Origin of the sequence: Paenibacillus sp. FSL M7-0134 (assembly GCF_038007865.1) — a bacterium.
Lineage (GTDB): Bacteria > Bacillota > Bacilli > Paenibacillales > Paenibacillaceae > Paenibacillus > Paenibacillus polymyxa_B.
In genome coordinates this window covers 984,837-1,010,968 of the sequence record NZ_JBBOXV010000001.1, presented here as the reverse complement: position 1 = coordinate 1,010,968, position 26,132 = coordinate 984,837, and the positions used below count along the sequence as shown (strand labels likewise).

Sequence of the window (26,132 nt, the reverse complement as noted above, 5' to 3'; positions counted from 1 at the left end):
ATATAGACACAAGAGCATTGTGGGGAAAATGTATTCAAAATAAGAGCCCTAATGAAGGGAAGAACCACTTCATTAGGGCTCTGGAGATTTACTACGGCTATGGATCACTGCCAGTTTGTGTGAAAGAAACCTGCTACATCACTTCGTTCATAAGTATGGGCACCAAAATAATCCCTTTGTGCTTGCAAAAGGTTAGCATTCGAAATGCCTGTCCGGTAACTATCGTAATAAGTAAGTGAAGCACTTAAACATGGAAACGAAGTACCAGAATTAATACCCTCACAGACAACTTTTCGTAATCCTTTTTGATACTCTTTAACCTTTTCAGCAAAATACGGGGCGATTAATAGATTAGCCAAATTCGGCTGTTCTTGATATGTTTCGCTTATTACGTTTAAGAATTCGGCACGAATGATGCAACCACCACGGAAAATAAGGGCAATATCCTTTAAAGGTAAATTCCATCCGTAAAGTTCAGAAGTCATTTTATATTGTATAAATCCTTGCGCGTAGGCACAAATTTTACCCATATAAAAAGCTTGTCTAATGTACTCAATCCACACATCTTTATCTAAACTTCGCTGGTCAATCCCTGGTCCTGTTAGAATATTTTCTGCATAAACTCGTTCTTCTTTTAAAGAGGAGATGTAACGGGCAAACAATGACTCTGTAATAATGGATGATGGGATCCCATTGTCAATTGCTTGAATGCTTGTCCATTTACCAGTGCCCTTTTGCCCTGTTTTATCAAGAATCACATCAATTAGTGGTAAGCCTGTTACATCATCCTTTTTCCGTAAAATCTCTGCTGTGATTTGGATTAAATAACTTTTTAGCTCCCCTTGATTCCATATTTCAAAGATATCAGCAATTTCATTCACAGATAAACGTAACCTTTTTCTTAAAAATGTATAGGTTTCTGCGATTAATTGCATATCTGCATACTCGATTCCGTTATGTACCATTTTTACAAAGTGACCGGACCCTTTTGGACCCATATAAACACAGCAAGGGTCTGCGTCCACTTGGGCTGCTATTTTTGTTAGAATAGGAGCTGCTTTTTCATATACGTTTTTATCTCCACCAGGCATGATCGAAGGTCCATTTAAAGCCCCGACTTCGCCGCCGGAAATACCGATTCCTAAATAACCGATTCCTTTTGACTTCAATTCATCATATCTACGTTCCGTATCTTTGTAATGGGAGTTACCACCGTCCATGATCACATCGCCTGCTTCAAGGAAGGGTACTAATGTACCTATTACCGAATCGACCGGTTTGCCCGCTGTTACCATAAGGAAGATTTTCCTTGGAGTTTTTAAGGAGTAAACAAAATCTTGAATTTCGTAGTAAGGATGGATGGAGTGACCTTCACTTTTTTTAACAAGATCATCCGTTAAATCCCTCGTATAATTATAGACAGCGACTTGCTCACCCTTACCAGCCATGTTTAAAGCGATATTACGGCCCATTACCCCTAAACCAATGACACCAATTGTGTTGGACATTTTTTCTGCTCCTTTTATTTGAAATGAATAGGCCGTAGATCCTCACTTATAGGCTTAGAAAACTCTAAGGGAAATAAGTGGGGGATCTACCGCCCAGGAATCATGGTTTATACGAATAAACTTAGTACTAAAATAAATCCTAATCCAGCTACAGAAATGATGGTCTCAAGCAATGTCCATGTTGCAAATGTTTCTTTCATACTTAAACCAAAATATTCTTTAAACATCCAGAAACCAGCATCGTTAACATGTGAAGCTATTAAACTACCCGCTCCCGTTGCAAGCACAACTAAAGCAAGATTAACGTCGGATTGTCCTAACATCGGAATAACTAAACCAGCGGTTGTTAAAGCTGCAACAGTTGCAGAACCTAAGGAAATACGTAATATTGCAGCGATGATCCAGGCAAGCAAGATGGGTGATAATGTAGTTCCATTGAATAATTCAGCCACATAGTCACCTACGCCGCCATTAATCAGTACTTGTTTGAAGGCGCCGCCACCCCCAATGATTAAGAGCATCATCCCAATATGAGTAATAGCCGTTGTACAAGATGCCATTACATTTTTGATTGGAATTTTCCGTGCTATTCCCATGGTGTAGACAGCTACCAGTAAGGAAATTAACATGGAAGTTGATGCATCACCAATAAAACGGATCGCTGCTAGTAAACTGCTATCTTCAAATCCCATTGTTTTTTGAAGCAAAGTAATAACCGTAGCAATAGACATTAAAATAACAGGAAGCATTGCAGTAAATACACTGATACCAAATCCCGGAGTTTCCTCGGATTTAAATACTTTTTGTTCACCTAAAGAGGCAATATTACCGGTTTTCGTAAATGATGCAGGTACGAGTTTTTTGGCAAGCTTAGTAAACACGGGTCCAGCTAAAATAACAGTTGGAATGGCAATAATGAAACCGTAAAGTAAAACCTCACCAAGGTTCGCGCCATATTCACCAGCAATAACTGTTGGCCCTGGATGTGGAGGTAAGAAGCCATGTGTTACGGATAAAGCTGCAACCATCGGAATACCAAGATATAAGATAGAAACCTTTAATTCTTTTGAAATGGCAAATATGATTGGAATTAACAATACTAATCCTACTTCAAAAAATAACGCCACACCGATAATGAATGAAGCAGCTACGACTGCCCATTGGATATTTTTTTCACCAAATTTGTCTACGAGGGTCATGGCAATTCGTTGAGCACCGCCAGAATCAGCGATCAACTTACCTAACATCGCTCCAAGTCCAAAGATTAACGCTAAGTGACCAAGGGTTCCGCCTAATCCGGCTTCGATGGTTTTGACAATTTCCTCTAATGGCATTCCAAGTGCTAAAGCGACGCCGAACGATACAATGATTAATGAAATAAAGGTGTTCAATTTGAAGCCCATTATTAAAACTAATAATGCTAAAATTCCAATCGCTACGATAACTAATGGCATTGTAATTACCCCCTGCTTTTTATCTTTTTAGTGTTTAATTAAGCTTCTTTGATAATTGGAAATCCGTGTATAATCATCTTCTAATACTCTGGATAGGTTAATGAAAATCGGCAGCAATTTCCTATATTCCTTGGTCGCTTCTTCTTTTGGTGTATGTTTGTTGGTACTGCCAACCATTTCAGAAACGACTTCAAAGGACTGGATTTGTCCGGTGGCATACAGGCCTAAAATACAAGCTCCTAGACAAGAACTTTCGTAGCTTTCTGGAACGACGACTTCAGATGCGAATATATCGGACATCATTTGCCGCCAAACAGCTGACCTTGCGAAGCCTCCAGTAGCTTGGATTCGGGTCACAGGACCGTCCATACATTCGGTTAATGCTAAAAATACGGTGTACAGATTGTAAATGACTCCTTCTAGGGCTGCGCGAATCATATGTTCTTTCTTATGTGACATCGTTAAACCGAAGAATGAGCCACGTACGTCTGGGTTCCATAATGGCGCACGTTCACCAGCCAGGTATGGATGGAATAACAATCCGTCAGATCCTGGTCTTACACGTTCAGCAATCTTGGTTAGTACATCATATGGATCAATTCCTAGCCTTTTCGCTGTTTCCACTTCTGATGAGGCAAGTTCGTCGCGGATCCAGCGAAGGACCATCCCGCCATTGTTCACCGGCCCCCCAATAACCCAGTGCTTTTCTGTTAAGGCATAACAAAATATTCTTCCCTTTTCGTCTGTTTGAGGCTTGTCTATAATGGTTCGAATGGCACCGCTTGTCCCAATTGTGACGGCAACTTCGCCTTTTCGTATCGCATTTACACCTAGATTAGAAAGGACTCCATCGCTAGCTCCAATAACAAACGATGTTTGTGGATCGATCCCCATCTTTTTTGCTAAATCTGAATCACAGTTGGTAAATATCCTGGTTGTTGGCACGAGCTCAGATAATTGAGAAGGGGTTATACCAGCAATTTTTAATGCTTCTTCATCCCAATCTAATTTTTCTAGATTCATCATGCCCATGGCAGAAGCTAGGGAATAATCCACTACATATTGATCAAAGAACTTTTTAAAAATATATTCTTTAATTCCGATATACTTTTTAACCTTGACAGCGGTTTCAGGAAGGTCATTCACAATCCAAGCTATTTTTGTTAATGGTGACATGGGGTGAATGGGTGTTCCTGTTCGTTTATAGACTTCATGGCCATTCAGCTCATCTTTTATTTTATGTGCCCACGCTTCACTGCGATTATCTGCCCATGTAATACAAGGTGTCAGTGGGCGGTCATTTTCATCCATCGCAATGACACTATGCATGGCACTGCTAAATGAAACAAACGATAGCTTTTTTTGTGAGTGATGTTTCATTATATTTGAAGTGGCTTGCAGAACAGCCTGAAAAATCTCTTCTGGGTTTTGTTCAGCTGTTGCTATATCCGGTGTATAAAGCGGGTATCCAATATTCTCTTGTTGGATGACTTCGCCTTTTTCGCTAAATAGAACGGCTTTCGTACTTGTGGTTCCGATATCTACACCTAACATATAGTTATTCATTTTGTTGCACGACTCCTTTAGATAGCATTTGTTGTGACATCCATAGGTCTTCTACTTTACCTTGAACATCATCAAAGTTTTCATGTAAAGACTTGATCATGAGGTCTCTATCTTTTGCTTTGATTGCTTCAATATAAAGTTCGTGATTGTTTATAATCCGTGTAAAATCTTCATATTTTTCAGTGAAACGCATACGCATCGACAAAAGAATGAGACTTTCCATAACAGGCTTTAAATTATTCCAGATCATCAGAATATGCGAATGATTGACTGCACGAATAATCGTTTCATGGAACAAGACATCTTGATATGAAAACTCATCAGCATCACTATATTTAACGGCGACTTTCATCATTTCGAGTATTTTACTAAGTTCCTTCGCCAAATCATTAGTATCCATCTTTACAAGACGTTCAAATACGAAGGATTCTATGAGCAGACGGACATCATAAATTTCTTCTATTTCTTTTTCTGATAGGCCAATAACAACGGCTCCCATTCTTTCTAATCGAATGATATTTTCGGATGCCAGTATTTTTAACGCTTCACGAATGGGTGAGCGACTTACAGTGAAATCAGCAGCTAGTTTATTTTCGGATAATATGGTACCGCTTTCAATCCCGCCAGAAATAATGCGCATTCTAAGCTCGGATGTTACGCGATCACCAGCAGAGGCTTTTAAAAGCCATTTGGAGGGATATAGGAATTCTGATTCGACCATCATTTCACCTTCTCAATTAATCAAGTATACTTGTATACAGGTATTATAATCTGAAATTTTAAATTTGCAAGCGTATACATTAAATTTGTTTTGTAACGCCTCGATACATAAAATGAAAATTGCATATTAAGACATAGATCCTGTTTGGATCTTCTCATATATAATGCTAGACTCAATACTGATTTCATCTATAGGTTCCAATTGAAGTTCCGATTTTTTGTTCAAATGCACAATCAATTTCGTCTGTTCTTCAATATTTTTAACGTGCGGCAATCGATATAATGAAAGCGTAATCAAAAATTGCCCGGGGGGTTAGACAGATGGAAGGATTGACGATCAGTTGGATAGGAGCTCTGGCAGGGCTGGCTATTGCAATTATTCTGATATTAAGAAAGCTGAATCCGGTTTACGCTTTATTTTTGGGAGCTATTGTAGGCGCTTTATTGGGCGGAGCCAATCTGGAGCAGACGATCAGCGTGTTAATAAGCGGTACGCAAAGTGTGATGGGGACAGTCATTCGTGTGCTTGCCGCAGGTGTATTGGCAGGCGTAATGATGGAATCTGGGGCAGCGGAGACAATTGCGCAGGCTATTGTAAAGAAATTTGGCGGCAGTAAAGCGATACTCGCACTAGCCTTGGCGACGATGATTATTACGGCGGTAGGTGTATTTATTCCCGTTGCCGTGCTGATTGTGGCACCTATTGCATTGTCGGTCGGTAACAAAATGGGGATTTCCAAGCTGGCGCTCCTGTTGGCTTTGTCTGGAGGCGGAAAAGCGGGGAACATCATCTCTCCCAATCCTAATACGATTGCAGCGGCGCGCGGATTTAATCTGGATTTAAGCCACGTGATGTTGGCAGGAGTGGTTCCTGCGATATGCGGTTTAATCATGACTGTTTTGGTGGCATCTATGTTGAAAACCAAAGGTGTGAAGGTGTCCGACCAGGATATCATGGACAGTGATGTCGATACATCGAAATATCCAGCGTTGGGACGGGCAATTGTAGCCCCGCTGGTAGCTGTTATTTTGCTGATGATTAACCCGATTGGTTCTATTTCCGGTATTGAAGCACTTTCGAGTTTCAAGGTAGATGCGATGTACATTTTGCCGATCGCTGGGATTGTGGGTATGCTGGCCATGGGGCAAGGGCGTAATATCTTAAAGTATTCGGCCTCCGGTTTAAATAAAATGACGGCGACTGTGCTGATTTTGATCGGTGCAGGCGGGATTGCGGGTCTGATCTCTGCCTCCAACTTGTCTGCTCAGGTGGTTGGCCTGATTGAAGCTTCGGGAGTTTCCGGTACATTTTTGGCACCGCTTGCAGGTATTCTGATGGCAGCTGCTACGGCGTCCACCTCGACGGGCGTTATTTTGGCAACAGGCTCGTTTGGGGAAGCCATTCTGAACATGGGAACGGCCCCACTCGCTGCAGCTGTGATGGTGCATACAGGAGCTACAGTCATTGATTCCTTGCCGCAGGGCAACTATTTTCACGTCACGGCAGACAGCATGAAAATGAGCATTAAACAACGGATGGGCTTGATTCCTTACGAAGCTATTGTGGGTGGAACGATGGCAATTGTAGCGACAATCATGTATGGATTTTTACTTTAATATTCACGATGGGGTGAGAAGATGAGAGAGAAAACGTTTGTGCTGGCACCAGATTCTTTTAAAGAAAGCATGACGGCTAAAGAAGTATGTATCGCGATGGAGAAAGGACTGCGCAAGGTCTATCCGGCGGCGAATTATGTCCACGTACCGATGGCGGACGGCGGTGAAGGAACGGTGCAGTCACTGGTGGATGCGACAGGCGGACAGATTCGTTATATCGAGGTGACAGGACCGCTTGGAGAACCTGTAACTGCTGCATACGGCCTGCTGGGAGACGGCACCACAGCGGCAATCGAGATGGCATCCGCCAGTGGAATCCATTTGGTGAACAAGGATAACAAAAACCCGTTAAAGACAACAACCTACGGAACAGGGGAGTTAATCCGTGAATGTCTGAACCAGGGAATTCGAAAAATTATCATCGGCATTGGTGGAAGCGCGACGAATGATGGCGGTACAGGAATGGCGGAAGCGCTGGGCGCCAGATTTCTGGATACAAAAGGCAATACTCTTCCGCGCGGCGGCGGTAGTCTGGGCGAGCTGGCCAGTGTTGATATTTCATCACTGGATGACCGCTTGCAGCAGGTACAATTAATTGTAGCCTGTGATGTGACAAATCCGCTGTGCGGAGAGCATGGGGCATCTCAAGTATTCGGGCCACAAAAAGGGGCGACTCCGGAAATGGTGCAGCAATTGGATGCCAATCTTGCTCATTACGCCGATGTGGTGAAGCAGCAGCTGGGCAAGGATGTGCGCGATCTCCCAGGCGCAGGCGCAGCAGGTGGATTGGGTGCGGGCTTATTAATTTTCACTCAGGCGGCGCTGCAAAAAGGCATTGAAATTGTGATTGAATACACCGGTTTAAAACAAAAGCTCGCCACTGCCGATATCGTTTTGACGGGGGAAGGCGGTATTGATTTTCAGACCAAATTCGGTAAAACTCCTTATGGAGTAGCCCAGGCGGCAAAACAGTCTGGAAAAAAGGTCATTGCGGTCGCAGGTTATATCGGGGAAGGGATCGACACGTTGTACAAGGAAGGAATAGATGCGGTGTTCGGCATCGTACCGGGAGCCTCGGAGCTCGGTAAGCTGCTGGCCGAAGGGCCGCAAAACGTAGAGCGTACGTGCGAGAATATCGCAAGAGTATTTCAATTGAGCGAGAAATGAACAGATGGAGAAGCGGGTTTTAAACATAAAACGGCATCATACAAATACGATATAATACGAGCGCTCGCCTGTAATCCCGAACCTAGCTAAAGCCGGATTGACTAAGAAATTTGGGTGACGGCGAGCGAAAATATGGTGTTACTGGCGCATGGTCTGGCGTGATACAGCAGTTCATTGATACAGTGCCAATAAGCCGTGCGTAAGCTCAAAAAGCTGAAGGAGATTCCGGGGATCTTTACCGGTTAAGGTATGAATGCGCTTCAGGCGGTATTGCAACGTATTTCGGTGAATATTTAATTCATCTGCGGTAAAGGAGACACTGCCGTTATGGTTAATAAAGCTTCGCAGCGTATCCAGCAAATCCACGGTATCTTCCAGCTTGCTAACCAGATAGATCGTATTCGTCAGGTTCGTTTGACTCAATTTGACCAGAAATTCGACTTCCGCAAAAGAAATTTTTTGCACAGGCGGGCGCAAAGCCAGTAAAACATTCATAGCTGACTTGGCCTGCATATAAACATCCGCAATGTTGATCTCTTGTCTGCTGACCGTAACCAGCACATCGGGATGGCTGCGCACAAGTGGCTCTAGCAGTTTGTCTGTCGGCTCCTGATTTTGTATTAGGATGAGATAGCAGTCTTCCTCCATACGAAAGGATGGATGCTGCATAAATATATTGGACAACTCGGCTAAATGAGCTGGATCAGTAGGCAGGTACTTTACATATACAGCCGAAGTTTTTAGAAGCAAATCAATGTGATATTGGGCTGCTTCTTTTTTTATTTTTTGCGTGTAGGCTCCCTGATGATTTAACAGCATTTCCAGCACAGATTTTTTGCGGTTGGCTTCGTGGGCCAGATGCTCCAAGGAGATCCGCTGTTCAATCAGGAGAGACACCGTAGTTTTAACAATATTGCAAAAAGGACGCACTTCATCAGGATTGCCTGAAATACCAATGACACCAACTAACTCATGATGAATGACAATCGGTTCATTGGTTCCCTTTTTCTCATAGTGGCCGTCCTGCCACACTTCAACCATTTTCCCAGTTTCGAGCGCCTGAACAGCTCCTTGGTGAATGGTTCCGATTCGTTCACTCTCGCCGCTGCCAATGATGATGCCGCGTTCATTCATAATATTGATATTGTATGGAATATCCTTCATCATTTTGTCTACGATGTCTTGAGCTTGTTTTTCGGAGAGCTGAAACAAATCAGGATTCCTCCCTTATCTATAGTGATATAGTGTGTTTTAATGTACTACCTTTATGAAAGGGTTTTCAATCCATTGTGCATCTGAACAATATGATAAAGCGGATTACCGAACATGTCAGTCAATTTTATCATAGATGTGAAATTGCAGCATATTATAATAATCCATTAAACGATGTTATATATTTTTGCATTGAGTGTAATCTAGAGTATAGTTGTACGCAAAAAAACAGGGCTCATAGGAGCACCTGCTTTTTGTCTATCCTTTTTATTGCCAGCCACGCTGTCTAATGACGGACCTCGCGGAAGCTGTAGATAATATCATGTAGCTCTTTCTTAAAACGACTATATTTAGATGCGGGCGTATATCCGAGCACCTGATAATAATCATTTTCGGTCTCAATAATCGCCACATGGGTGACATAATGGTTCACATCTTTTTGTCCTTTAATCGTAAACTCAATGGCAGGATATCCATGAATCGTTGTGTTAGATGAAGGTCCTACAGTAGAGAGATTAAACTCTTTGGTCATGTTGTATTGAATTTTCTTTGTGTAGTGCTGGAGAGTTACATTGCCCAATTCCTTTTTCGAATTGGATACTACCGCAACGGACTTTTGAATGTACGGATTAAATATCGCAATCTCTGCTTTTCCTTCACGGTCCGGGTCTGTTGACCAGTCCAGCGGGGCCGTGATTTGAAATCGTCCATCTTTACTTACATAGCTTTGCTCTTTCTTGCTCACTGGAGCTTCAGGAGGTACGTAACTGTCTGCAAGTATAAAAATAGCATTTACAAACGAGGCTCCCAAGATCACCATTGCAGTAAAAAATATAAAGAGCGAACGTTTCATTGTCTTTTTGTTAATCGGCTCTAAATCCCGTACCTTTACAACATATGTACCTGCAGCTAAATCACCAATTCGTTGTCTTGATGCAGTTACTAACACACTGATACCAGCAGGTATCCCACCCATTAGCAACGGATTGGTGTCTATGAGTCTGAGCAGCGTACGAATGAGTGATTTAAGAAAACCAGGAGGCTTTCCTTCCCCGTTAACCACCTTAATACGAAAAACGAACTTACCCAGCGTATAGCCTGTGTAACCTTCCAAAAGCAAATAATAGCTGAAGAAAGCAATAAGCAGAATACAACGGGTTGCAATCGCTAAAGGCAAAAACCATCTGTCCGTTATTTGAATGACAGAAATAAAAAAACAAATATACCCGATTACAAAAAATATGCAATCAAAAACTGTTGCTCCCCACCGTCTAAACAGAGTAGAATTCGTATGTTTTTGATAACGCCGCCATCCTGTTTGGATCTACCCCATAATTTTGACCATGCTGAATGTACGTCTGTCTTGAAGTTTCCTGCGGATTGTGTGATATGTGCTGTTCGTCCAAAAAATACACCTCTTCTTAATAATTGAAAACACACTCCTTATATTAACGGTCATTTTACAATCCATGTTTAGGAAAACATTCTATAAACAAAGAAATTATTATAAATATCCCTTCCTCTCATTGAACCGCATTCAGGCGCTAGTAGAGCCAGAGAATGCACAATCCTTGCGGTTGCTTGAAAAAGCAGGCTTTCGGCAAGAAGGGCTCCTCTCCCAATATGAATTTACGTTAGGGAAATATGATGATCTTTACATGTGCGCATTGGTCAAATCAGAGTATATCAATCGTTCTCAGAAATGATAGATGTAGGTGAATCAAGCGGGAGAGCTTGGATTCAGCGGCATACCCATTTCATATTGCTCAATGGAGTCTTTCGAGAGACCTATTTTTTGGATAAAGCCTTCAAGAGAGTCATTGTCAGACAGACAGATGTACACCTTCTCAATCTTTTGGATCTCTGCTGCTCTATGAAGGAGGGCGCATCCTAATCCTTGGTTGCGATGCTTAGGATCGACCCAAAGAAAGTTGATTTTACCCTTAGCACTCATGCTCACCATGCCGAGGCACGTTTGATTTACTTCGTAGATGCCGAGAAAAGCTTCCTGTGTACTAGTGGCGTAATAAGGTGTGTCACTTTGCCAATGGATGTGGCAGTCGATAAGGGTCTTTCGAAAAGCTGCGATGTCATCAAATGTAACTTCCTTAAGAATATACGAAGATGAGAGGGCAGCGGGTGGGGTGGAGGGCAGAGTGCCGTTGTAGTATTTCAGCGTATAGCGTGGCTGATAGCCTTGCTTTTCATATAATTTGACGGCCCGATGATTATCCTTGATGACTTCGAGCCATAGCTGCTGGCAACCCGCGGAGATGGCTGTTTGTTTATGTAATTCCAGCAACTTGTTGCTAATCCCCTGACCACGGTAAGCCGGGGCGATGCATAGCGTGCCGCAACGCATGGTCTTGTACCCGTCGAACTGCCGGACACCGCCAAGAATTAAGCCGATCGGTTGATCCTCATCCATGGCAAGGAAAGAGTGATTCCGTGTATTACCCTCTGGACCAAAAAAACGTGCTGCGAAATCGTCCTGATCCGTGGTCAGACGAATGGAATAATCCGAGAACCCAAGCGAAAATGCTTGGAAAATGTGTTCCATACTGACGTCATTGCATCTCACATAGGTGATCACCGTTATTCCCCCTAGAAATTCATACTATATTTGGATTATAGGGAATTAAGGGAGCTCCATCAATCTCCCGCTGAAAATAAAAAAACCCCTTAAAAAAGGGGATTGGTGCTGGGTGTTGTAGGGTTGCAATTCGTGTCGCTAAGATCAGGATTGGTAGAGAGGTCACGATAATGGTTGAGCTTATATTCAATAATTTTTTGGGTTTCCATCAGTCTGGAAATTTCTTGTTGAATCTTCTGATTATGTTTCTCAAGTAAGGAGTGTCTGATCGGAATGGTGCTGTTGCCTTGCATCGAAAGTTCTCGATAATGCTTCATTTCCTCTATAGTCATTCCAGTAGCTTTTAATCGGGTTAAAAAGATAATCCCCAGAATCTGATCTCTACTGTAGAACCTGTGTCCGTTAGCCTTTCGTTCTGCATAAGGCAGCAAGCCAATTCGCTCATAATAGCGTATAGTATCTTCTGTTAAACCTGTTAGTTCTGCAGCTTGACTAATAGAGGTTATGGTCTCCGGAATTTCCTGCAAAGTATCCCACTCCTTAATTGTAACGATTACCAAGGCACTTCTCCATTCGAGTCGAAAAACCCTCCTGACGGCCCGTCATTATTTAAAGTGGCTAAACGAACAACGACAGCAGCAGCTTGTTGTACCGAACCCGGTCCTGTAAAGCCATTTAAGTCAGTGGCGGTAAAGCCAGGGTCAGCCGAATTAATTTTGAGAGGTGAGTCTTTGAATTCTTTGGCAAGGGTGACGGTGAACATATTAACCGCTGCCTTGCTGCTATTGTAGGCAAGCAAATTAAATTGTGCATGCTCATGCTCAGGATCGCCATTATAGGTTAACGAACCAAGGCCACTCGACAAGTTAACGATTCTACCACAAGGAGATTCTTGCAATAAAGGTAGCATGGCTTGCGTCACGGCGACCAAACCGAAAAAGTTCGTTTCATACGTTTCTCTTAAATCGTTCAAAGAGAACTGACTTGGAGGAGTGGCTCCTCCTAAAGATATGCCGGCATTGTTGATTAGTACATCAAGGGAACCGAATTCTTGTTTGATCTGTTGGACTGCGGAATCAATCGTACTTTGATTCGTCACGTCTAACAAAATCAATCGGGCTTCTACTCCCTCATTAGCCAACTTAGCCACCGCTTCCCGGCCGCTCTGCTCATTCCGTGAGCCAATCAGGATTGTAATACCCATCCCCCCCAATTGTCTGGCTGTTTCATACCCGATGCCTTTGTTGGCCCCAGTAATAAGAACTGTTTTCCCAATGGTCATGAGCGATTCCTCTTTTCATTATTCTTGAATTTGGCGGCCACCATGCTTTAAATGTACTACTTGGAGTATACTTAAAGTCAACACAAAACCAGCAAATTATAGCTCGAAGTGCCCTAGACATTCTTTATTTTGGAAGATGGGAGAATGGAATGAATAAAAGGCAAATGGAAATTTTACGCATGTTGTTAACTGAACCGGACCGGTTGTGGTTAGCGCAGGATCTGGCGGATCTGACCGACTGCTCTGAAAAGACGATCCGCAACGATCTGAAAGTAATTGAAGATTATATCGTTAAACATTCTGATGCCAATCTAGTGAGAAGGCCGGGACGCGGTATTTATCTGGAGATGGGTGAAGCGGATCAGAATGAATTGTTCCATCGACTGTATGCGGACGAGAGTACAGCCCAACATGAGTCGGATGAGGAAAGGGTGCTGCATCTCGCCTATCGGCTCTTGATGAATGCCAAGCCTGTGACCATCCAGGATCTAGCTTCACAGTATTATGTGAACAAGACGGTGATTCGTAGAGATATGGAGAAGATCGATGGCTGGCTGCACAGCTTTGATCTGGCCTTGATTACCAAGCAGCGCGTTGGATTGACCATTCAAGGCTCTGAGAAAAATAAGCGCATCGCTTTGGCGCGGATGAACCAGCTGATTGACAGTCCTGAGTTAACAGGACAGATGATGCGCAAACAGTTTGAATCGCACGAGATTACAACCATAAATCATGAATTACAAGCATTTCAAAAACGCCATGAGCTCAGCTTTACTGACGAAGCTTTCGAAGCTCTAATGCTGCATATCCTCTTAATGGTCAAACGAACCAAGATGGGACAGCCCATTTCGCTCTCCAAGCAGGACATTGCCTTTTTGCAGGAGAGACGCGAATTTACATGGGCTACGTCTTTTTTGCAGCAGTTGCAAAAGTTGTTTGCCGTGCCTTTTTCCAAGGAAGAGACGGCGTATTTAACTCTGCATCTGCTTAGCGGGAAGTTTCGTTACCAGCAGGAGGAAAGAAGGGGAAAACAAGGCGAGCTGGTAGATAACCACCCGCTTTTGCCTGAGTTGATTGAGCAGTTAGTCCGGCGGATGTCCGAGCTGAATATGATTGCCTTTTCCAAGGACAAGATGTTGCTGAAAGGGTTGAATGTCCATTTATATACGACCCTGAACCGTCTTCAATATGGGTTGACCGTGTCCAATCCTATGCTGGCCGAGATCAAGAAGATGTACCCCTACATGTTCGACCGAGTTATTATTACACTGGAAGAGGTAGGGAAATGGATCCGTCTATCCTTCCCCGAGGAGGAAGCGGCGTATTTAACGCTGCATTTTCAGGCTTCTGTGGAGCGATTGCACCAGAAAGAGAGTCACCCCCAGAGAGCCATCATCGTGTGTCACATGGGCATCGGTATGTCCCAACTGCTGCGCACCAAGGTGGAACGTAAATTTCCGGCTGTACATGTGAAGACAACCCTTTCCAAAGCAGAAGTCCAGGATTATCTGGCAGCCCAAGAGGTGGATCTCGTCATTACCACTGTAGATCTCCCAGAGATGAACGTTCCGCATATTCTCGTCTCTCCCTTGCTGGATGCCAAGGACGAGCGTCGGCTGGAGCAAGTGATCCGACGACTAGATGAGCCGGAACAGAGGGCGGCAGACGAATCTGTATTTTTTAAATATACAACACCTTTTTTGGTCTTTCCCCAGCAGGAAGTGCAGCATCCGGAACAATTGATCTCCAGGCTGGCGCAAATACTGGAGGACAAAGGATATGTGGAGCCCGGTTATGTGGACAGTGTATTGGCGCGAGAAAAAATGTCGGCTACGACGATTGGGGGAGGCATAGCCATCCCGCATGGCGGTTCTGAGTGGATAAGGCAGTCCTCCATTGTAATCGCTACCTTGAAGCAGCCGCTTACCTGGGGAACCGAGAAAGTAGAGCTTGTGTTCTTGCTTGCGGTCAAACAGGATGGGCGGGAAGAAATGCGCCAGTTATTTAAGGAATTGTCCCTGATCAGTGAGCAGCCTGCTTTGGTTCATGCCTTATCTAAGGAGACCGATGCGATGAGATTATTAGGGAGAATGAAGGGATAAACTAAAAAAAGCTGTGCTCTGGAGCAGGACTTATAGATAAGTCCTGTTTTTTGTCGGTATAATTCCGTTTTACCGAAAGTTCCGGTAAAAAGTTCGTCCGATAACAGCAAGATAGGCGTTTATACTATCAATGTAAGCGGAAACACTAGAGAGAAGGGGAATGACTATGAAGATATTGGCGATTACCTCATGTCCTAACGGAATTGCACATACGTATATGGCAGCTGAGAATCTGCAAAAGGCAGCAGCAAAGCTGGGCATTGAGATGAAGGTCGAGACACAAGGATCCATTGGAGTCGAAAATCAACTGACCGAGCAGGAGATCCGTGAGGCAGATGGCATTATTATTGCAGCGGATAAAACGGTGGTTAAAGACCGCTTCGTCGGTAAGAAACTGCTGGTCGTTGGCGTACAGGATGGCATTCGCCGTCCAGAAGAATTGATCCAGCGGGTGATGAAGGGTAATGTACCAGTGTACCAAGCAGAGTCACGTTCTGCCGAAGGTAGCTCACAGGAGAACAAACCGAAACAAAATCCCATCTACCGCCACTTGATGAACGGTGTATCCTATATGGTACCCTTCATCGTCATTGGGGGATTGCTCATTGCCATTGCGTTGACGATTGGCGGTGAGAAGACACCAGGCGGTCTGGTTATACCGGACGGTTCATTCTGGAAGACGGTTCAGGATATCGGTTCGGCTTCGTTTACCTTTATGATACCGATCCTCGCCGGATTTATCGCGATGAGTATTGCAGATAGACCGGGGCTTGCACCGGGTATGATTGGCGGATTCATTGCTGCGAACGGCAGCTTTTATGGAAGTGAGGCGGGGGCTGGATTTATCGGCGGCATTATCGCTGGTTTCCTGGCCGGTTATGTTGCACTTGGGATTCGGAAAATCAAGGTTGGCCGAGCATTACAGCCGATCATGCCTATAATTATTATCCCTGTATTGGCATCGTTAATTGTTGGATTAATCTTTGTCTTTGTGATTGGTGCTCCAGTCGCACAATTGTTTGAGGCTTTAACTGGTTGGCTTGCAGGTATGCAAGGTACAAGCTCAATTCTACTGGCATTGATTCTAGGTGCGATGATCTCCTTTGATATGGGCGGCCCTGTGAACAAAGTTGCTTTCTTATTCGGTTCGGCCATGATCGGCGAAGGGAATTATGAAATTATGGGGCCAATCGCCGTTGCGATTTGTATTCCTCCGATTGGGATGGGACTTGCAGCGATGATCAACAAACGTAAATTTGCACCTGCGGAACGCGAGGCTGGGAAGGCAACATTCACAATGGGGTTGTTCGGTATTACCGAAGGTGCAATTCCATTCGCGGCGCAAGATCCACTGCGTGTTATTCCTAGTATCATGGTAGGATCCATGGTCGGTTCAGTCATTGCGATGTTGGGAAATGTAGGTGATAAGGTAGCTCACGGTGGACCGATTGTAGCTGTACTTGGTGCAGTGGACCATGTGCTTATGTTCTTCATCGCCGTTATTGTCGGCGTAGCTGTATCGGTTGTCCTGGTGAGCTTGCTGAAAAAAGATATTGCAGCAACTGTAACTCCAGATGCTGCTGGGGAAGCTGGACAATCTGCGATTACTACAACGGCCGCTACGGAGTCATCTGCTTCAACAACTGTTACAAATAATGGGCCAGCCGTTTCTCCACAAGCGATTCACATTGAGAAACTGACGGATATTGTAACGATGGATCTGATTAATTTGGATCTGGAAGGAACGACACGAGATGCTGTGGTTGATGAAATGATCGGAGCACTTGAGAGAAATGGAGCCGTAAGCTCTGCCAGTGATTTCAAACAGGCGATATTAGCCAGAGAGGAAGAAGGCTCCACAGGCATCGGAATGAATATTGCCATTCCTCATGGCAAATCGGAAGCGGTCCTGAAGCCAAGCGTGGTCTTCGGCATCAAGCAGGGCGGTGTTGACTGGAATAGTGCAGACGGAAGTGAAGCAAAACTGATCTTCATGATTGCCGTACCGCGCAACAGCAAGGAAAATGCGCATCTGAAAGTACTGCAGATGTTATCGCGTAAGCTGATGGATGATCATTTCAGAGAAGCGCTCCTGGCGGTTAAAACGAAGGAAGAAGCATATCAATTGCTGGATCAGGTGCATTAATTCCAAGCGATAAGAACTTGAATCAAAAAAAAGAGGCTCCCGAAGTTTCAGCCGGGAGCCTCTTTTCTTGAGAAGGTCTTTGCGTAAGTCAGCGGCGTTCACCGCGTGATATAAGTATGATGCCGAGAAATACAAAGCCTGCACCAGCCAGATGAGCCAATGAGAAGGATTCACGGAGGATGATATAGGACAGCAACAGTGTACTGACGGGAATACAACCCCGTGAGGATAGGCTGCTTTTTTCACAACAAGATATTGTGTTCCATGATCATCTAGGTTTGAGCCATGTAATCGCTACATAAAGTCAAAAAAATAACGGATCACGTGAAAAAAGACGGGCGAGGTGTAGGTCAAGCTATCCACCCGACTTAAATAGCTTTTTTTCAAAGCATCGAACTTGTCATCATCGCCGATTAATAAATCCCGCTTCAGCACGGAAACCGTTAAGCTACCGAAGAAACCGCTCAAGCTGATCAGCATGCCGAAAATAATTCCAAATTTCAGGTCAAACGGCGTCAGATAGGGATAGATAAGATAGGAACCCGCTATGGTTACGGGAAAAGCGAATGCAAAGCCTTCCCAAGTTATATTGGGATTGGATGTCGGGACGATTTTCCGCTTTCCGAAATAGAGTGATGCTAGATAGTGTACGACATCATTGAGCTGCGTCAGTACCACTAGAAAAAGTACAAGTTTTGCTCCGTATTGCGGCGTAGCAAACTGAAAATAGGCCAGATGACTCAACCCGAAAACCATCAGCATGAGCCCCCATTGGGTCGAGCTGACACTGCGCAGAAAACCAACCGTTCCTTTGTTGATCAATCGCGGGAGCGGTAGCAGCAAGAATACATAGATAGGGATAAAGACAATAAACATTCCATACCACCCGATATAAATCCAATAAAATTGTACGGGAATCGCTAAGTACGCCCATAGAAACAATCTGCGATCAGCTTTTCTGGATCTAATCATGGAAAAGTATTCTTTTAGCGCAAAAAAGGTGAGTGCCATCAAGGAAAGCAGTGAAACGATCGGATTGAAAAGAGTTGCCAAGCAAAAGATAAAGAACATACCCCACCATGTCTTGATGCGAAGCCCAATAGCTGCATAGTCTTTGTTTGGCTGTGTTTTGACTACCACTATATAAATCAGATGGATGACCAATAAGGCTGCGAAAATAAGGATTAACGTTAATAGCGAACTGTCCATTACCACTCACCAACTTATCGCGAAATAGGATTCCATTAAGGCTCCTATGTTATTATGAAGGAATAATTCAAACTTGATAAGGGGAAATTTCGTAAATGGTAGCAGATCAATCCGTCTTTATCTTGCTTACGAATACGGGAACGTTTCTTACGAGAGTCATTAAAAGCTATACGAGAGCGCCATACAATCACGCCTCCATTTCCTTCAACCGGGAACTTTCGGAGTTATACAGCTTCGGGAGAAAGACCCCTAATAACCCTCTGGATGGTGGTTTCGTGAAAGAGGATATTAAGACAGGTACATACAGCAGATTTCCGAATACAACATGTGTTATCTACGAGCTTCAAGTAACCGACCGTGAAGTTGAAAAAATGAAGCGAGTTTTACATGTATTTATCCGAAGTCGTCAAAAATATATGTATAACTTACTGGGTTTGATTGGTATTGCACTCAAAGAACCAGTCGAGTTCAGCAATTCTTATTTTTGTTCGCAATTCGTTGCGGAAATTTTACAGCGATCCGGCATAAAAATATGGAACAAGTTGCCCGCTCTTGTTACGCCAGACGATTTTCGTCAAAGTGATCGATTCCATTTGATCTACGAGGGGAAATTGAGCGAGTATGATCCTCAAGCTTGAGGACCAGCACCGCATTACTTAAACCTCTTCCGGCACAATTACCTCAATATGACGCGGTAAAATACCAAGCTCGATAGGCAAAGACGGCCCTTCCTCACCATCTACATTCGTACTGACCGGTTCTGCAGAGCTGACACTTACATGCTTTGCGGTAAAGTAAACGATATCACTATGATCCTTCAGGTTGCCTAAAAATAAGGATATGCTGGCCGTCACGGTGTTCAATATATTGAGGTTTTTGAAAATAAAGCAGTGAAGCAGACCATCGTCAACAGCCGCATCGGGCGCCAGTTTCTCGAATCCGCCAACTGAATTGGTCAAAGTAGCCAAAAAGAGTGGGGATTTTCCTTCCCAGATATTGTCATCGTAGCGGACGATAAGTGAGTGGGCAGGATGGCTGATAAGCTCTTTCATGCCTTCTTTGAAGTAGGCAAACGTGCCAAACATGGATTTATCGTCTGATGATACAGCTGATAGCGATTCAGCAAGCGAACCTGTGGCAACAACATTGGCAAACATTCGGCCGTTTAAGAGACCCATATCTACGTTTTTCACGCGGGTAGAAGTCAGTGTACGGATCGCCAGCTCGGGACTTAGCGGAATTTGCAAGGCACGGGCAAAATCATTGACTGTCCCCAGGGGAATGACACCCAGTCTTGGACGATGGTCTTGATCAATGAAACCGTTGATTGTTTCGTGAAGTGTGCCATCCCCGCCGATGGAAACGACTAGGTCACAAGCTTCCTCACACGCATTGACGCAAAAACGAGTGGCGTCCAGTTCCTTTGCCGTCTCTTTAACCGTAACAACGTATCCTTGATCACGTAGAATTTCTTCTACGCTTCTGACATGTTGGAGGGATTCCTCTTTGCCGGAAGAGGGATTTACAATAATCATAGCTTTCTTCATATACATGTTCCTTTCTCTGGGGAAAGTCTGGGTTACCAACTCTTACCCGAAAAGCAGACCTTTAGACTCTAGATTAGACATGTGTTATATTTTTAGTTACTATATAAAAGTGAATACAATTTGAATGGAGGATTTCATATGAAAATTGCATTAACAGGAGCAACGGGGCAACTGGGTTCCATCGTGGTAGATACGTTGCTTACATCTGTCTCCGCAAACGATCTTATTGTTAGCGTAAGAAATCCAGAAAAAGCAGAGAACTTACGGTCTCGTGGTGTTGACGTTCGTCATGGCGATTTTGATAAACCGGAGACGCTGGATCAGGCGTTTGCTGGAGTAGATCGACTGCTGATTATATCCGCAGACGGGGATAATGATACTAGAATCCGTCAGCATAAAGCAGCTGTTGATGCTGCTGTGCGTGCTGGAGTAGGCTTCATCGTTTATACTAGCGCTGCCAATGCCGCTGACAGCACTCTATTCCTTGCGCCCGTACATCGTATCACGGAGGAGTTCATTCGCGAGTCAGGTATTCCTTACTCCTTCTTGCGTAATAATTGGTATCTGGAGAATGAGGCAGGCACGATCCAATCCGTACTCGCGGGGGCTCCTTGGCTAACCTCGGCAGGGTCTGGTAAAGTAGGTTGGGCTACCCGCGCAGATTATGCGCAAGCAGCTGCAACCGTTTTGTCTGGCGAAGGGCATGAGAATACAATATACGAGCTCTCCGGTAAGCCGATTACCCAAGAAGAGTTTGCAGCGGTACTTGCTGAGGTTCTGGGCAAAGACGTTCCTGTACAGCAGGTGGATGATGCTACGTATGCCGAGGTTATGCTCGGTGCGGGAGTCCCGGAAGGTGCCATCCCTATTGTGGTCGGTATTCAACAAGCAATTCGTGAAGGAGCCTTGGATGTCGTAAGCAACGACTTCGAGAAGCTGTTGAAACGCCCCCTTACGCCGCTTAGTCAAGGAATTAGTGAACTGATCAAGCAAACCCAAGCATAATAAACGTGCCGTAAAAAAGGATGCTGCCTAGGAAGACAGCGTCCTTTTTAGTTACATGTTTACCTCTCGGCATTTTCAGTAGACAGAACGCTTACATATAAGGTACAACAATACTCAGATTAGTTTCATCGATGAGTGGAATCGTGACGGATTATCCAATATACTTGTAGGGAACTCCAAGGAAGACTTGGAGCAAGCTTGGTCTATCAAGGAAGCTTAGCATAGCAGTAGAATTTGAAAATGAATGGAGTACATAATACCATGTCTAATTTACCAAATTGTCCTGAATGTAATTCAGAATACACTTATGAGGATCGCAGTCTTTTCATTTGCCCGGAATGCGCTCATGAGTGGTCTACCGAGTCAGAAGCAAGCAGTGAAGACGTAAAGGTTGTTAAAGATGCGAATGGTAACATCCTGCAGGATGGTGACTCTGTAACTGTCATTAAAGACCTTAAAGTGAAGGGAAGCTCATCCGTCTTGAAAATCGGCACCAAAGTAAAAAACATCCGTCTGGTGGATGGCGATCACGATATTGACTGCAAAATTGATGGTTTTGGAGCAATGAAGCTAAAATCGGAGTTTGTAAAAAAGAATTAAAATGTAAGAAAGGAGAAGCCGAGGGCTTCTCCTTTTTTATTTACAATGGTGCTAACCATACGGTTCCCGTTCCCCTGTACACATTTACCAGCCCTTCGCCGGAAGCAGCCGAGCCCATTTTGGTTTTCCCGGATTTTTCGACGGTGAACTGTAAGGTATTGGACCACATGAGGGCAAAGTTACCATCCACCTTCAGCACATCATTTTGCAATTCTATAACGACCGCTTCCTCAGAAGGGATTGGAGCTTGAAGTGCCAGAACTCCTTTTCCGCGGGCGCTTAAATTAAATAACCCTTCTCCACCCAGTGCAGCAGAGGAAAGATTACTACGTGCAACGACGGAAATGTCCAGCGTCGTGTCACAAGCCAAAAACAAGCCGTCTTCGATGGCAATATCATCATTGTCGACATCAATAAGCCAAATATATTGGTAAGTAGGCTCCAGCATAATCGTACCCGTGCCTCTATAGTGTGGTTTAATGGCACCTGTTCCCGTTACAGCACCGGACACCAAGTTTCGCATTAAGCCTCCAACGCCTTTTACACCAGTAGTCATTTCCATGCTACCCACAGTATATTGCATGGCTCCCGCCTTCATCATAATCTCACTATTGTTGATTTCGATCATGAGCTGTTTGCGGCGCATATTACTTTTGCTCATATAGTAATTGTCTTTCGCAGCCATAACCGAGGTAGAACTCAAATCTGTTATGTATTCTAGTACCGTAAATCCACCTAATTGGTCAGTCATGGCAACATTGCTGTTATCCTTTAAATTGTTAATGACAAAAGCCATAAATGTATGTGCCTCCTTGTTGTATTCATGTTGTGGGGATGGGAATCTTCTTTATTCCATAAAATATTCGACAAAGAGACTTCTTTTCCTGCGGCGAATCTGGACACTTCCCTTGGCTGGTTTTCAGACTCAAAAAAGGAGAGCTTGAAAAAGATACGAAAAAGGTTCAATATAAAGATATCGGTTTTTAAAATGATTGGCTTCGAAAGCAGTCGTATGAGAATAGGGCATGAAAATAGGGGGTAGAACAAGTGGAGATAGGTATAAGCACGTTTGTAGAAACAACGCCGGATACCCAAACGGGTGAGGTTATCAGTCACGCACAACGTATACGTGAAGTGGTCGAGGAGATTGTGCTTGCAGATCAGGTAGGGCTGGATGTGTACGGCGTGGGGGAGCATCATCGTAAAGATTATGCGGCATCTGCTCCGGCTGTTATCCTCGCTGCTGCAGCAGCACAGACCCAACGAATTCGGTTAACCAGTGCAGTTACGGTGCTTTCATCGGATGATCCCGTACGTGTGTTTCAAGATTTTGCTACACTGGACGGTATTTCGAATGGACGAGCTGAGATTATGGCAGGCCGAGGTTCTTTTATCGAATCGTTTCCGTTATTTGGGTATGATTTGGATAACTACGATGAATTATTCGATGAAAAGCTGGAGCTGTTATTGAAAATACGAGAATCCGAGAAAGTTACCTGGAAAGGCGGACATCGGCCGGCAATCAACAATTTGGGTGTGTATCCGCGTCCAGTTCAAAATCCTTTGCCCGTATGGATTGGGAGTGGGGGCAATCAGGAATCTGTGGTTCGTGCAGGCTTGCTCGGGTTGCCGCTGGTTCTGGCGATTATTGGGGGTAGCCCTGTACAGTTTGCCCCGTTGGTGGAACTGTATAAAAAAGCCGCTAGGCATGCTGGTCATGATGCATCGCTGCTTCCGGTTGCATCACACTCGCATGGTTTTATCGCAGAGACTACTGAGCTGGCAGCGGATAAGTTCTTCCCTTCCACTCAGCAGAGCATGAATGTGCTTGGGCGTGAACGTGGTTGGGGCCCTTACACTCGTTCCAGCTTCGATGCTGCACGCAGCTTTGAAGGAGCGTTGTATGTAGGCGATCCCGATACGGTTGCCAAGAAAATCATTCATCTGCGTAAACAGGTAGGCATTACACGTTTTCTGTTGCACGTGCCCGTCGGTACGATGCCGCATGATGATGTCATGAGAGCTATTGAGCTATTGGGAACAGAGGTAGCACCACGGGTTCGTGAAGAGATATCCAAGTGGGAATCCGAGAGTAAATAAGCGGTTACCTCATAGATAAAAGAGAAAGGAGCAGGCCATGGGGGTGAGGTCGCTCCTTTTTTGGGTTCTAAAAAAACTATATGCGAGCTGATCAGATCATTTTTTATTTGGTCCGTTTTTTATGCGCAATACGTTTTTGCAATAAAGTTTTGCCTTGTTTTAGTCTCTTAGGTGTTGCAGGAACTCTGCGCAAAATAGGTTTCTCTTGGGTTGCTTTGGAAGGCAATGTCATGCGGAGTGTGGATGATGCAGGTTTTCTTTGACTGCTGCTCGTTACAAAGTTGATGGTGTAGTCCAAGACGAACGGACTAACTGCGATTCTCCGCAGTCCCACGCTTCTACAAGTGGTACAGCCTGTATCCCAGCACCAATTGAAGGCATTCTCAGGAACTTGAGTGAAATATGTTCCCCTCCATTCGCGTCCAAAATCATCTTCAGCGTAATAAAAGAACGTATTACCTCCTGCGAAGCCGCTCCAAACCTGAATAGTCTGTCCAGGGTTAACACGGTACCAGCCTGCTTTAGAGTAGTTAACAGGAGTACAGCTGAAGTCCGGGTAGGCAAAGACTACAAAGATAGCTGCACTAGTACTGTTGCGAAAATTGAGCCCCATTGTCGTCACTTCTTTCCTCATATAGTAATTTACAGTGTATCCTATGAGAGTTTTGAAAGAAGGGAACGGACAGGAGTCTCTTAATCGCTAAAATTAAACCATTTGCTGATGTCTATTTTGTGATGTTCATTCATAGATCGCCATTCGTTTGATTCTGGTTGATAGGTATAATCTTTTTGCCAGGTCGTGATGTTTTCCACGATTGCTCGTATGGAAGAGGCGATATAGGAGACTTCCTGATTCGTCATCATGGGATGGAGCGACAGACGCACCCAGCCCGGTTTTCGAGATAAGTCTCCCGCATGGATCAGGTCTGTCATTTGTTTAGATGTTTGCTGGTCGATGCCCAGCAAATAATGTCCGTAGGGGCCTGCACAAGAGCAGCCGCCCCGGACCTGGATGCCAAACCGATCATTCAATAGTTTTACAATCAGGTTATAGTGAATATGGCCGACAACGAAAGAAACGATTCCCAATCGTTCTTGGCTGCCTCCTCCTAAAATGTGTGGCCCTGGTATGGTACTCAAGCTCTTTAGTAATAATGATGTCAGTTCCTTTTTGCGCTCCAACAGACGCTTCTGTCCCATCTGTTCTTTTAGCCGAATGCAGAGCGCGGTTCGAGTGGCTTGTAGAAAGGCAGGCGTCCCTCCATCCTCACGGGCTTCAATATTATCTTTATACTCGTATCCACCCCAAGGATTGGTCCAGTTAACTGTGCCCCCTCCGGGCTGATCTGGAGCACAATGGAGGCACAGCCTCGAATCCATAATTAAAACGCCGCTTGTACCGGGTCCCCCAAGAAATTTGTGGGGTGAAAATACAATCCCGTCCAGTTTCTCAAGGGGATCTGTGCGGTGCATGTTGATCTCGGTATAAGGTGCGCTTGCCGAAAAATCAACGAAACAAACGCCGCCATGTTCGTGCATTTTGCGGGCTAGCTGGTAAATCGGTACTTCGAACCCTGTAACATTGGAGCAGGCGGTAAAGGCGCCGATTTTGATAGGGCGATGCCGGAATTGAAGCAGCAGTCGTTCGAGATGAGTTGGATCGACAATCCCGCCGGGACCCGGAGGAAGACACACAACGTCTCCAATGGTTTCTGCCCAGGAAATATGATTGGAGTGGTGCTCCATGTGTGTAACGAAAATAACGGGACGTTCTTTTTCGGCGATGGGGTAGAGGGGCTTTAATTTTTCATGTATTTTCAATCCTAGCAGTCGCTGAAGCTTATTCACTGCACCTGTCATACCGGACCCGGCAAACAGGATGATATCATGTTCATTGGCATGAACGTGGCTTTTAATGATTTGTTTCGCTTCTTCATAGGCTTGGGTCATCAGAGTTCCTGTCAAATTAGACTCCGTATGCGTGTTCGCCACAAAAGGGCCTAATTCATTAGCTATTTTCGACTCGATGGGTCCATACAGACGGCCGCTGGCTGCCCAATCCGCATAAATCAGCTTTTTTTGCCCATATGGAGATTCAAAGGTCTGGTGATATCCGATTGTACTTTCACGATACCTTTGGAAATAAGCCTCGTTAGAAGGCTGATACCTACAATTACTGCTTCCAATTCGAGCCATGAGCATACGGCGCCTCCCAAGTCGTTCTGTCTTCTTAGGGTACGTAGGTAGGCCCGAATAGGTTAAAAAAAATAGGCGAGTGTCATCATTTAGTCACAATAAAAGCCT

Annotated in this window: 23 protein-coding genes; 8 read left to right on the top strand and 15 right to left on the bottom strand. The window is 44.5% G+C overall.

Going from position 1 to position 26,132, the window contains the following annotated elements; genetic code table 11:
* Nucleotides 1–104 precede the first annotated feature (104 nt).
* The 4 genes from gnd to NSQ58_RS04365 form a co-directional block, all read right to left on the bottom strand.
* Complete coding sequence (gene gnd, locus NSQ58_RS04380) at nucleotides 105–1,508, bottom strand: decarboxylating NADP(+)-dependent phosphogluconate dehydrogenase (RefSeq protein ID WP_075154980.1); 1,404 nt, start codon at nucleotides 1,506–1,508, stop codon at nucleotides 105–107.
* A gap of 107 nt (nucleotides 1,509–1,615) precedes the next feature.
* Nucleotides 1,616–2,962: a GntP family permease gene (locus NSQ58_RS04375; RefSeq protein ID WP_023991059.1), complete on the bottom strand. Its 1,347-nt coding sequence runs from the start codon at nucleotides 2,960–2,962 to the stop codon at nucleotides 1,616–1,618.
* 27 nt (nucleotides 2,963–2,989) lie between these two features.
* On the bottom strand, nucleotides 2,990–4,528 hold the full coding sequence (gene gntK / locus NSQ58_RS04370; RefSeq protein WP_341056952.1) for a gluconokinase: 1,539 nt from the start codon (nucleotides 4,526–4,528) through the stop codon (nucleotides 2,990–2,992).
* Nucleotides 4,521–5,252 (bottom strand): GntR family transcriptional regulator, encoded by a 732-nt coding sequence (locus tag NSQ58_RS04365; RefSeq protein WP_341056951.1) that lies wholly within the window; start codon nucleotides 5,250–5,252, stop codon nucleotides 4,521–4,523. Before NSQ58_RS04365 ends, gntK begins: the two co-directional genes overlap by 8 nt.
* Before the next feature lie 317 nt (nucleotides 5,253–5,569).
* On the opposite strand from NSQ58_RS04365, the gene NSQ58_RS04360 reads away from it, so the two are divergent.
* Nucleotides 5,570–6,865: a GntP family permease gene (locus tag NSQ58_RS04360; protein WP_023991056.1), complete on the top strand. Its 1,296-nt coding sequence runs from the start codon at nucleotides 5,570–5,572 to the stop codon at nucleotides 6,863–6,865.
* Nucleotides 6,866–6,886: 21 nt separating this feature from the next.
* Nucleotides 6,887–8,032 carry a glycerate kinase family protein gene (locus tag NSQ58_RS04355; RefSeq protein ID WP_341056950.1) on the top strand — a complete coding sequence of 382 codons (1,146 nt, stop codon included), beginning with the start codon at nucleotides 6,887–6,889 and terminating at the stop codon, nucleotides 8,030–8,032.
* A 171-nt stretch (nucleotides 8,033–8,203) separates the two neighbouring features.
* Here NSQ58_RS04355 and NSQ58_RS04350 read toward each other — a convergent pair whose 3' ends face one another.
* The 5 genes from NSQ58_RS04350 to NSQ58_RS04330 form a co-directional block, all read right to left on the bottom strand.
* A complete protein-coding gene (locus NSQ58_RS04350) occupies nucleotides 8,204–9,244 on the bottom strand; it encodes a CdaR family transcriptional regulator (protein WP_028540929.1) in 1,041 nt (346 codons plus the stop codon).
* Nucleotides 9,245–9,530: 286 nt separating this feature from the next.
* On the bottom strand, nucleotides 9,531–10,466 hold the full coding sequence (locus NSQ58_RS04345) for an RDD family protein (RefSeq protein WP_341057746.1): 936 nt from the start codon (nucleotides 10,464–10,466) through the stop codon (nucleotides 9,531–9,533).
* Between the two features lie 498 nt (nucleotides 10,467–10,964).
* Nucleotides 10,965–11,837: a GNAT family N-acetyltransferase gene (locus NSQ58_RS04340; protein ID WP_279833151.1), complete on the bottom strand. Its 873-nt coding sequence runs from the start codon at nucleotides 11,835–11,837 to the stop codon at nucleotides 10,965–10,967.
* A gap of 89 nt (nucleotides 11,838–11,926) precedes the next feature.
* Nucleotides 11,927–12,397 (bottom strand): MerR family transcriptional regulator, encoded by a 471-nt coding sequence (locus NSQ58_RS04335; RefSeq protein WP_023991051.1) that lies wholly within the window; start codon nucleotides 12,395–12,397, stop codon nucleotides 11,927–11,929.
* On the bottom strand, nucleotides 12,391–13,119 hold the full coding sequence (locus NSQ58_RS04330; RefSeq protein ID WP_075154975.1) for an SDR family oxidoreductase: 729 nt from the start codon (nucleotides 13,117–13,119) through the stop codon (nucleotides 12,391–12,393). The genes NSQ58_RS04335 and NSQ58_RS04330 overlap by 7 nt, the downstream gene beginning before the upstream one ends.
* A 149-nt stretch (nucleotides 13,120–13,268) precedes the next feature.
* On the opposite strand from NSQ58_RS04330, the gene NSQ58_RS04325 reads away from it, so the two are divergent.
* Complete coding sequence (locus NSQ58_RS04325; protein WP_075154974.1) at nucleotides 13,269–15,221, top strand: BglG family transcription antiterminator; 1,953 nt, start codon at nucleotides 13,269–13,271, stop codon at nucleotides 15,219–15,221.
* A gap of 166 nt (nucleotides 15,222–15,387) precedes the next feature.
* Nucleotides 15,388–17,367 carry a PTS fructose transporter subunit IIABC gene (locus tag NSQ58_RS04320; RefSeq protein WP_075154973.1) on the top strand — a complete coding sequence of 660 codons (1,980 nt, stop codon included), beginning with the start codon at nucleotides 15,388–15,390 and terminating at the stop codon, nucleotides 17,365–17,367.
* An 88-nt stretch (nucleotides 17,368–17,455) separates the two neighbouring features.
* On the opposite strand, the gene NSQ58_RS04315 is transcribed toward NSQ58_RS04320, so the two are convergent.
* Both NSQ58_RS04315 and NSQ58_RS04310 read right to left on the bottom strand, forming a co-directional pair.
* Complete coding sequence (locus NSQ58_RS04315) at nucleotides 17,456–17,581, bottom strand: EamA family transporter (protein ID WP_256026489.1); 126 nt, start codon at nucleotides 17,579–17,581, stop codon at nucleotides 17,456–17,458.
* An 80-nt stretch (nucleotides 17,582–17,661) separates the two neighbouring features.
* Nucleotides 17,662–18,576: a phosphatidate cytidylyltransferase gene (locus NSQ58_RS04310; protein ID WP_264454370.1), complete on the bottom strand. Its 915-nt coding sequence runs from the start codon at nucleotides 18,574–18,576 to the stop codon at nucleotides 17,662–17,664.
* A 95-nt stretch (nucleotides 18,577–18,671) separates the two neighbouring features.
* On the opposite strand from NSQ58_RS04310, the gene NSQ58_RS04305 reads away from it, so the two are divergent.
* A complete protein-coding gene (locus tag NSQ58_RS04305; RefSeq protein WP_023991046.1) occupies nucleotides 18,672–19,214 on the top strand; it encodes a hypothetical protein in 543 nt (180 codons plus the stop codon).
* A gap of 18 nt (nucleotides 19,215–19,232) precedes the next feature.
* On the opposite strand, the gene NSQ58_RS04300 is transcribed toward NSQ58_RS04305, so the two are convergent.
* Nucleotides 19,233–20,123, bottom strand: a complete 891-nt coding sequence (locus NSQ58_RS04300; protein ID WP_075155097.1) for a diacylglycerol/lipid kinase family protein — start codon at nucleotides 20,121–20,123, stop codon at nucleotides 19,233–19,235.
* A 138-nt stretch (nucleotides 20,124–20,261) separates the two neighbouring features.
* Between NSQ58_RS04300 and NSQ58_RS04295 the strand changes: the two genes are divergently transcribed.
* Nucleotides 20,262–21,128 carry an SDR family oxidoreductase gene (locus NSQ58_RS04295; RefSeq protein ID WP_023991044.1) on the top strand — a complete coding sequence of 289 codons (867 nt, stop codon included), beginning with the start codon at nucleotides 20,262–20,264 and terminating at the stop codon, nucleotides 21,126–21,128.
* 261 nt (nucleotides 21,129–21,389) lie between these two features.
* Complete coding sequence (locus NSQ58_RS04290) at nucleotides 21,390–21,728, top strand: zinc ribbon domain-containing protein YjdM (RefSeq protein ID WP_013312677.1); 339 nt, start codon at nucleotides 21,390–21,392, stop codon at nucleotides 21,726–21,728.
* 40 nt (nucleotides 21,729–21,768) lie between these two features.
* On the opposite strand, the gene NSQ58_RS04285 is transcribed toward NSQ58_RS04290, so the two are convergent.
* Nucleotides 21,769–22,524 carry an AIM24 family protein gene (locus tag NSQ58_RS04285; protein ID WP_028540921.1) on the bottom strand — a complete coding sequence of 252 codons (756 nt, stop codon included), beginning with the start codon at nucleotides 22,522–22,524 and terminating at the stop codon, nucleotides 21,769–21,771.
* A gap of 251 nt (nucleotides 22,525–22,775) precedes the next feature.
* Here NSQ58_RS04285 and NSQ58_RS04280 point away from each other — a divergent pair, with 251 nt between their 5' ends.
* Complete coding sequence (locus NSQ58_RS04280; RefSeq protein WP_076264590.1) at nucleotides 22,776–23,828, top strand: LLM class flavin-dependent oxidoreductase; 1,053 nt, start codon at nucleotides 22,776–22,778, stop codon at nucleotides 23,826–23,828.
* Nucleotides 23,829–23,931: 103 nt separating this feature from the next.
* Here the strand turns inward: NSQ58_RS04280 and NSQ58_RS04275 are convergent, their stop codons facing one another.
* Together NSQ58_RS04275 and NSQ58_RS04270 are read right to left on the bottom strand one after the other, a co-directional pair.
* Nucleotides 23,932–24,441 (bottom strand): DUF1036 domain-containing protein, encoded by a 510-nt coding sequence (locus NSQ58_RS04275; protein ID WP_071558028.1) that lies wholly within the window; start codon nucleotides 24,439–24,441, stop codon nucleotides 23,932–23,934.
* An 80-nt stretch (nucleotides 24,442–24,521) separates the two neighbouring features.
* Nucleotides 24,522–26,030, bottom strand: coding sequence for an aminotransferase class V-fold PLP-dependent enzyme (locus NSQ58_RS04270; protein WP_071558029.1), 1,509 nt, complete (start codon nucleotides 26,028–26,030; stop codon nucleotides 24,522–24,524).
* Nucleotides 26,031–26,132: the final 102 nt, after the last annotated feature.

Bases quoted from the DNA above. Each gene is read 5' to 3' on its own strand.
- gnd (WP_075154980.1), bottom strand. From the start codon at position 1,508: ATGTCCAACACAATTGGTGTCATTGGTTTAGGGGTAATGGGCCGTAAT.
- NSQ58_RS04375 (WP_023991059.1), bottom strand. From the start codon at position 2,962: ATGCCATTAGTTATCGTAGCGATTGGAATTTTAGCATTATTAGTTTTA.
- gntK (WP_341056952.1), bottom strand. From the start codon at position 4,528: ATGAATAACTATATGTTAGGTGTAGATATCGGAACCACAAGTACGAAA.
- NSQ58_RS04365 (WP_341056951.1), bottom strand. From the start codon at position 5,252: ATGATGGTCGAATCAGAATTCCTATATCCCTCCAAATGGCTTTTAAAA.
- NSQ58_RS04360 (WP_023991056.1), top strand. From the start codon at position 5,570: ATGGAAGGATTGACGATCAGTTGGATAGGAGCTCTGGCAGGGCTGGCT.
- NSQ58_RS04355 (WP_341056950.1), top strand. From the start codon at position 6,887: ATGAGAGAGAAAACGTTTGTGCTGGCACCAGATTCTTTTAAAGAAAGC.
- NSQ58_RS04330 (WP_075154975.1), bottom strand. From the start codon at position 13,119: ATGACCATTGGGAAAACAGTTCTTATTACTGGGGCCAACAAAGGCATC.
- NSQ58_RS04325 (WP_075154974.1), top strand. From the start codon at position 13,269: ATGAATAAAAGGCAAATGGAAATTTTACGCATGTTGTTAACTGAACCG.
- NSQ58_RS04320 (WP_075154973.1), top strand. From the start codon at position 15,388: ATGAAGATATTGGCGATTACCTCATGTCCTAACGGAATTGCACATACG.
- NSQ58_RS04310 (WP_264454370.1), bottom strand. From the start codon at position 18,576: ATGGACAGTTCGCTATTAACGTTAATCCTTATTTTCGCAGCCTTATTG.
- NSQ58_RS04305 (WP_023991046.1), top strand. From the start codon at position 18,672: ATGGTAGCAGATCAATCCGTCTTTATCTTGCTTACGAATACGGGAACG.
- NSQ58_RS04300 (WP_075155097.1), bottom strand. From the start codon at position 20,123: ATGAAGAAAGCTATGATTATTGTAAATCCCTCTTCCGGCAAAGAGGAA.
- NSQ58_RS04295 (WP_023991044.1), top strand. From the start codon at position 20,262: ATGAAAATTGCATTAACAGGAGCAACGGGGCAACTGGGTTCCATCGTG.
- NSQ58_RS04290 (WP_013312677.1), top strand. From the start codon at position 21,390: ATGTCTAATTTACCAAATTGTCCTGAATGTAATTCAGAATACACTTAT.
- NSQ58_RS04285 (WP_028540921.1), bottom strand. From the start codon at position 22,524: ATGGCTTTTGTCATTAACAATTTAAAGGATAACAGCAATGTTGCCATG.
- NSQ58_RS04275 (WP_071558028.1), bottom strand. From the start codon at position 24,441: ATGGGGCTCAATTTTCGCAACAGTACTAGTGCAGCTATCTTTGTAGTC.
- NSQ58_RS04270 (WP_071558029.1), bottom strand. From the start codon at position 26,030: ATGCTCATGGCTCGAATTGGAAGCAGTAATTGTAGGTATCAGCCTTCT.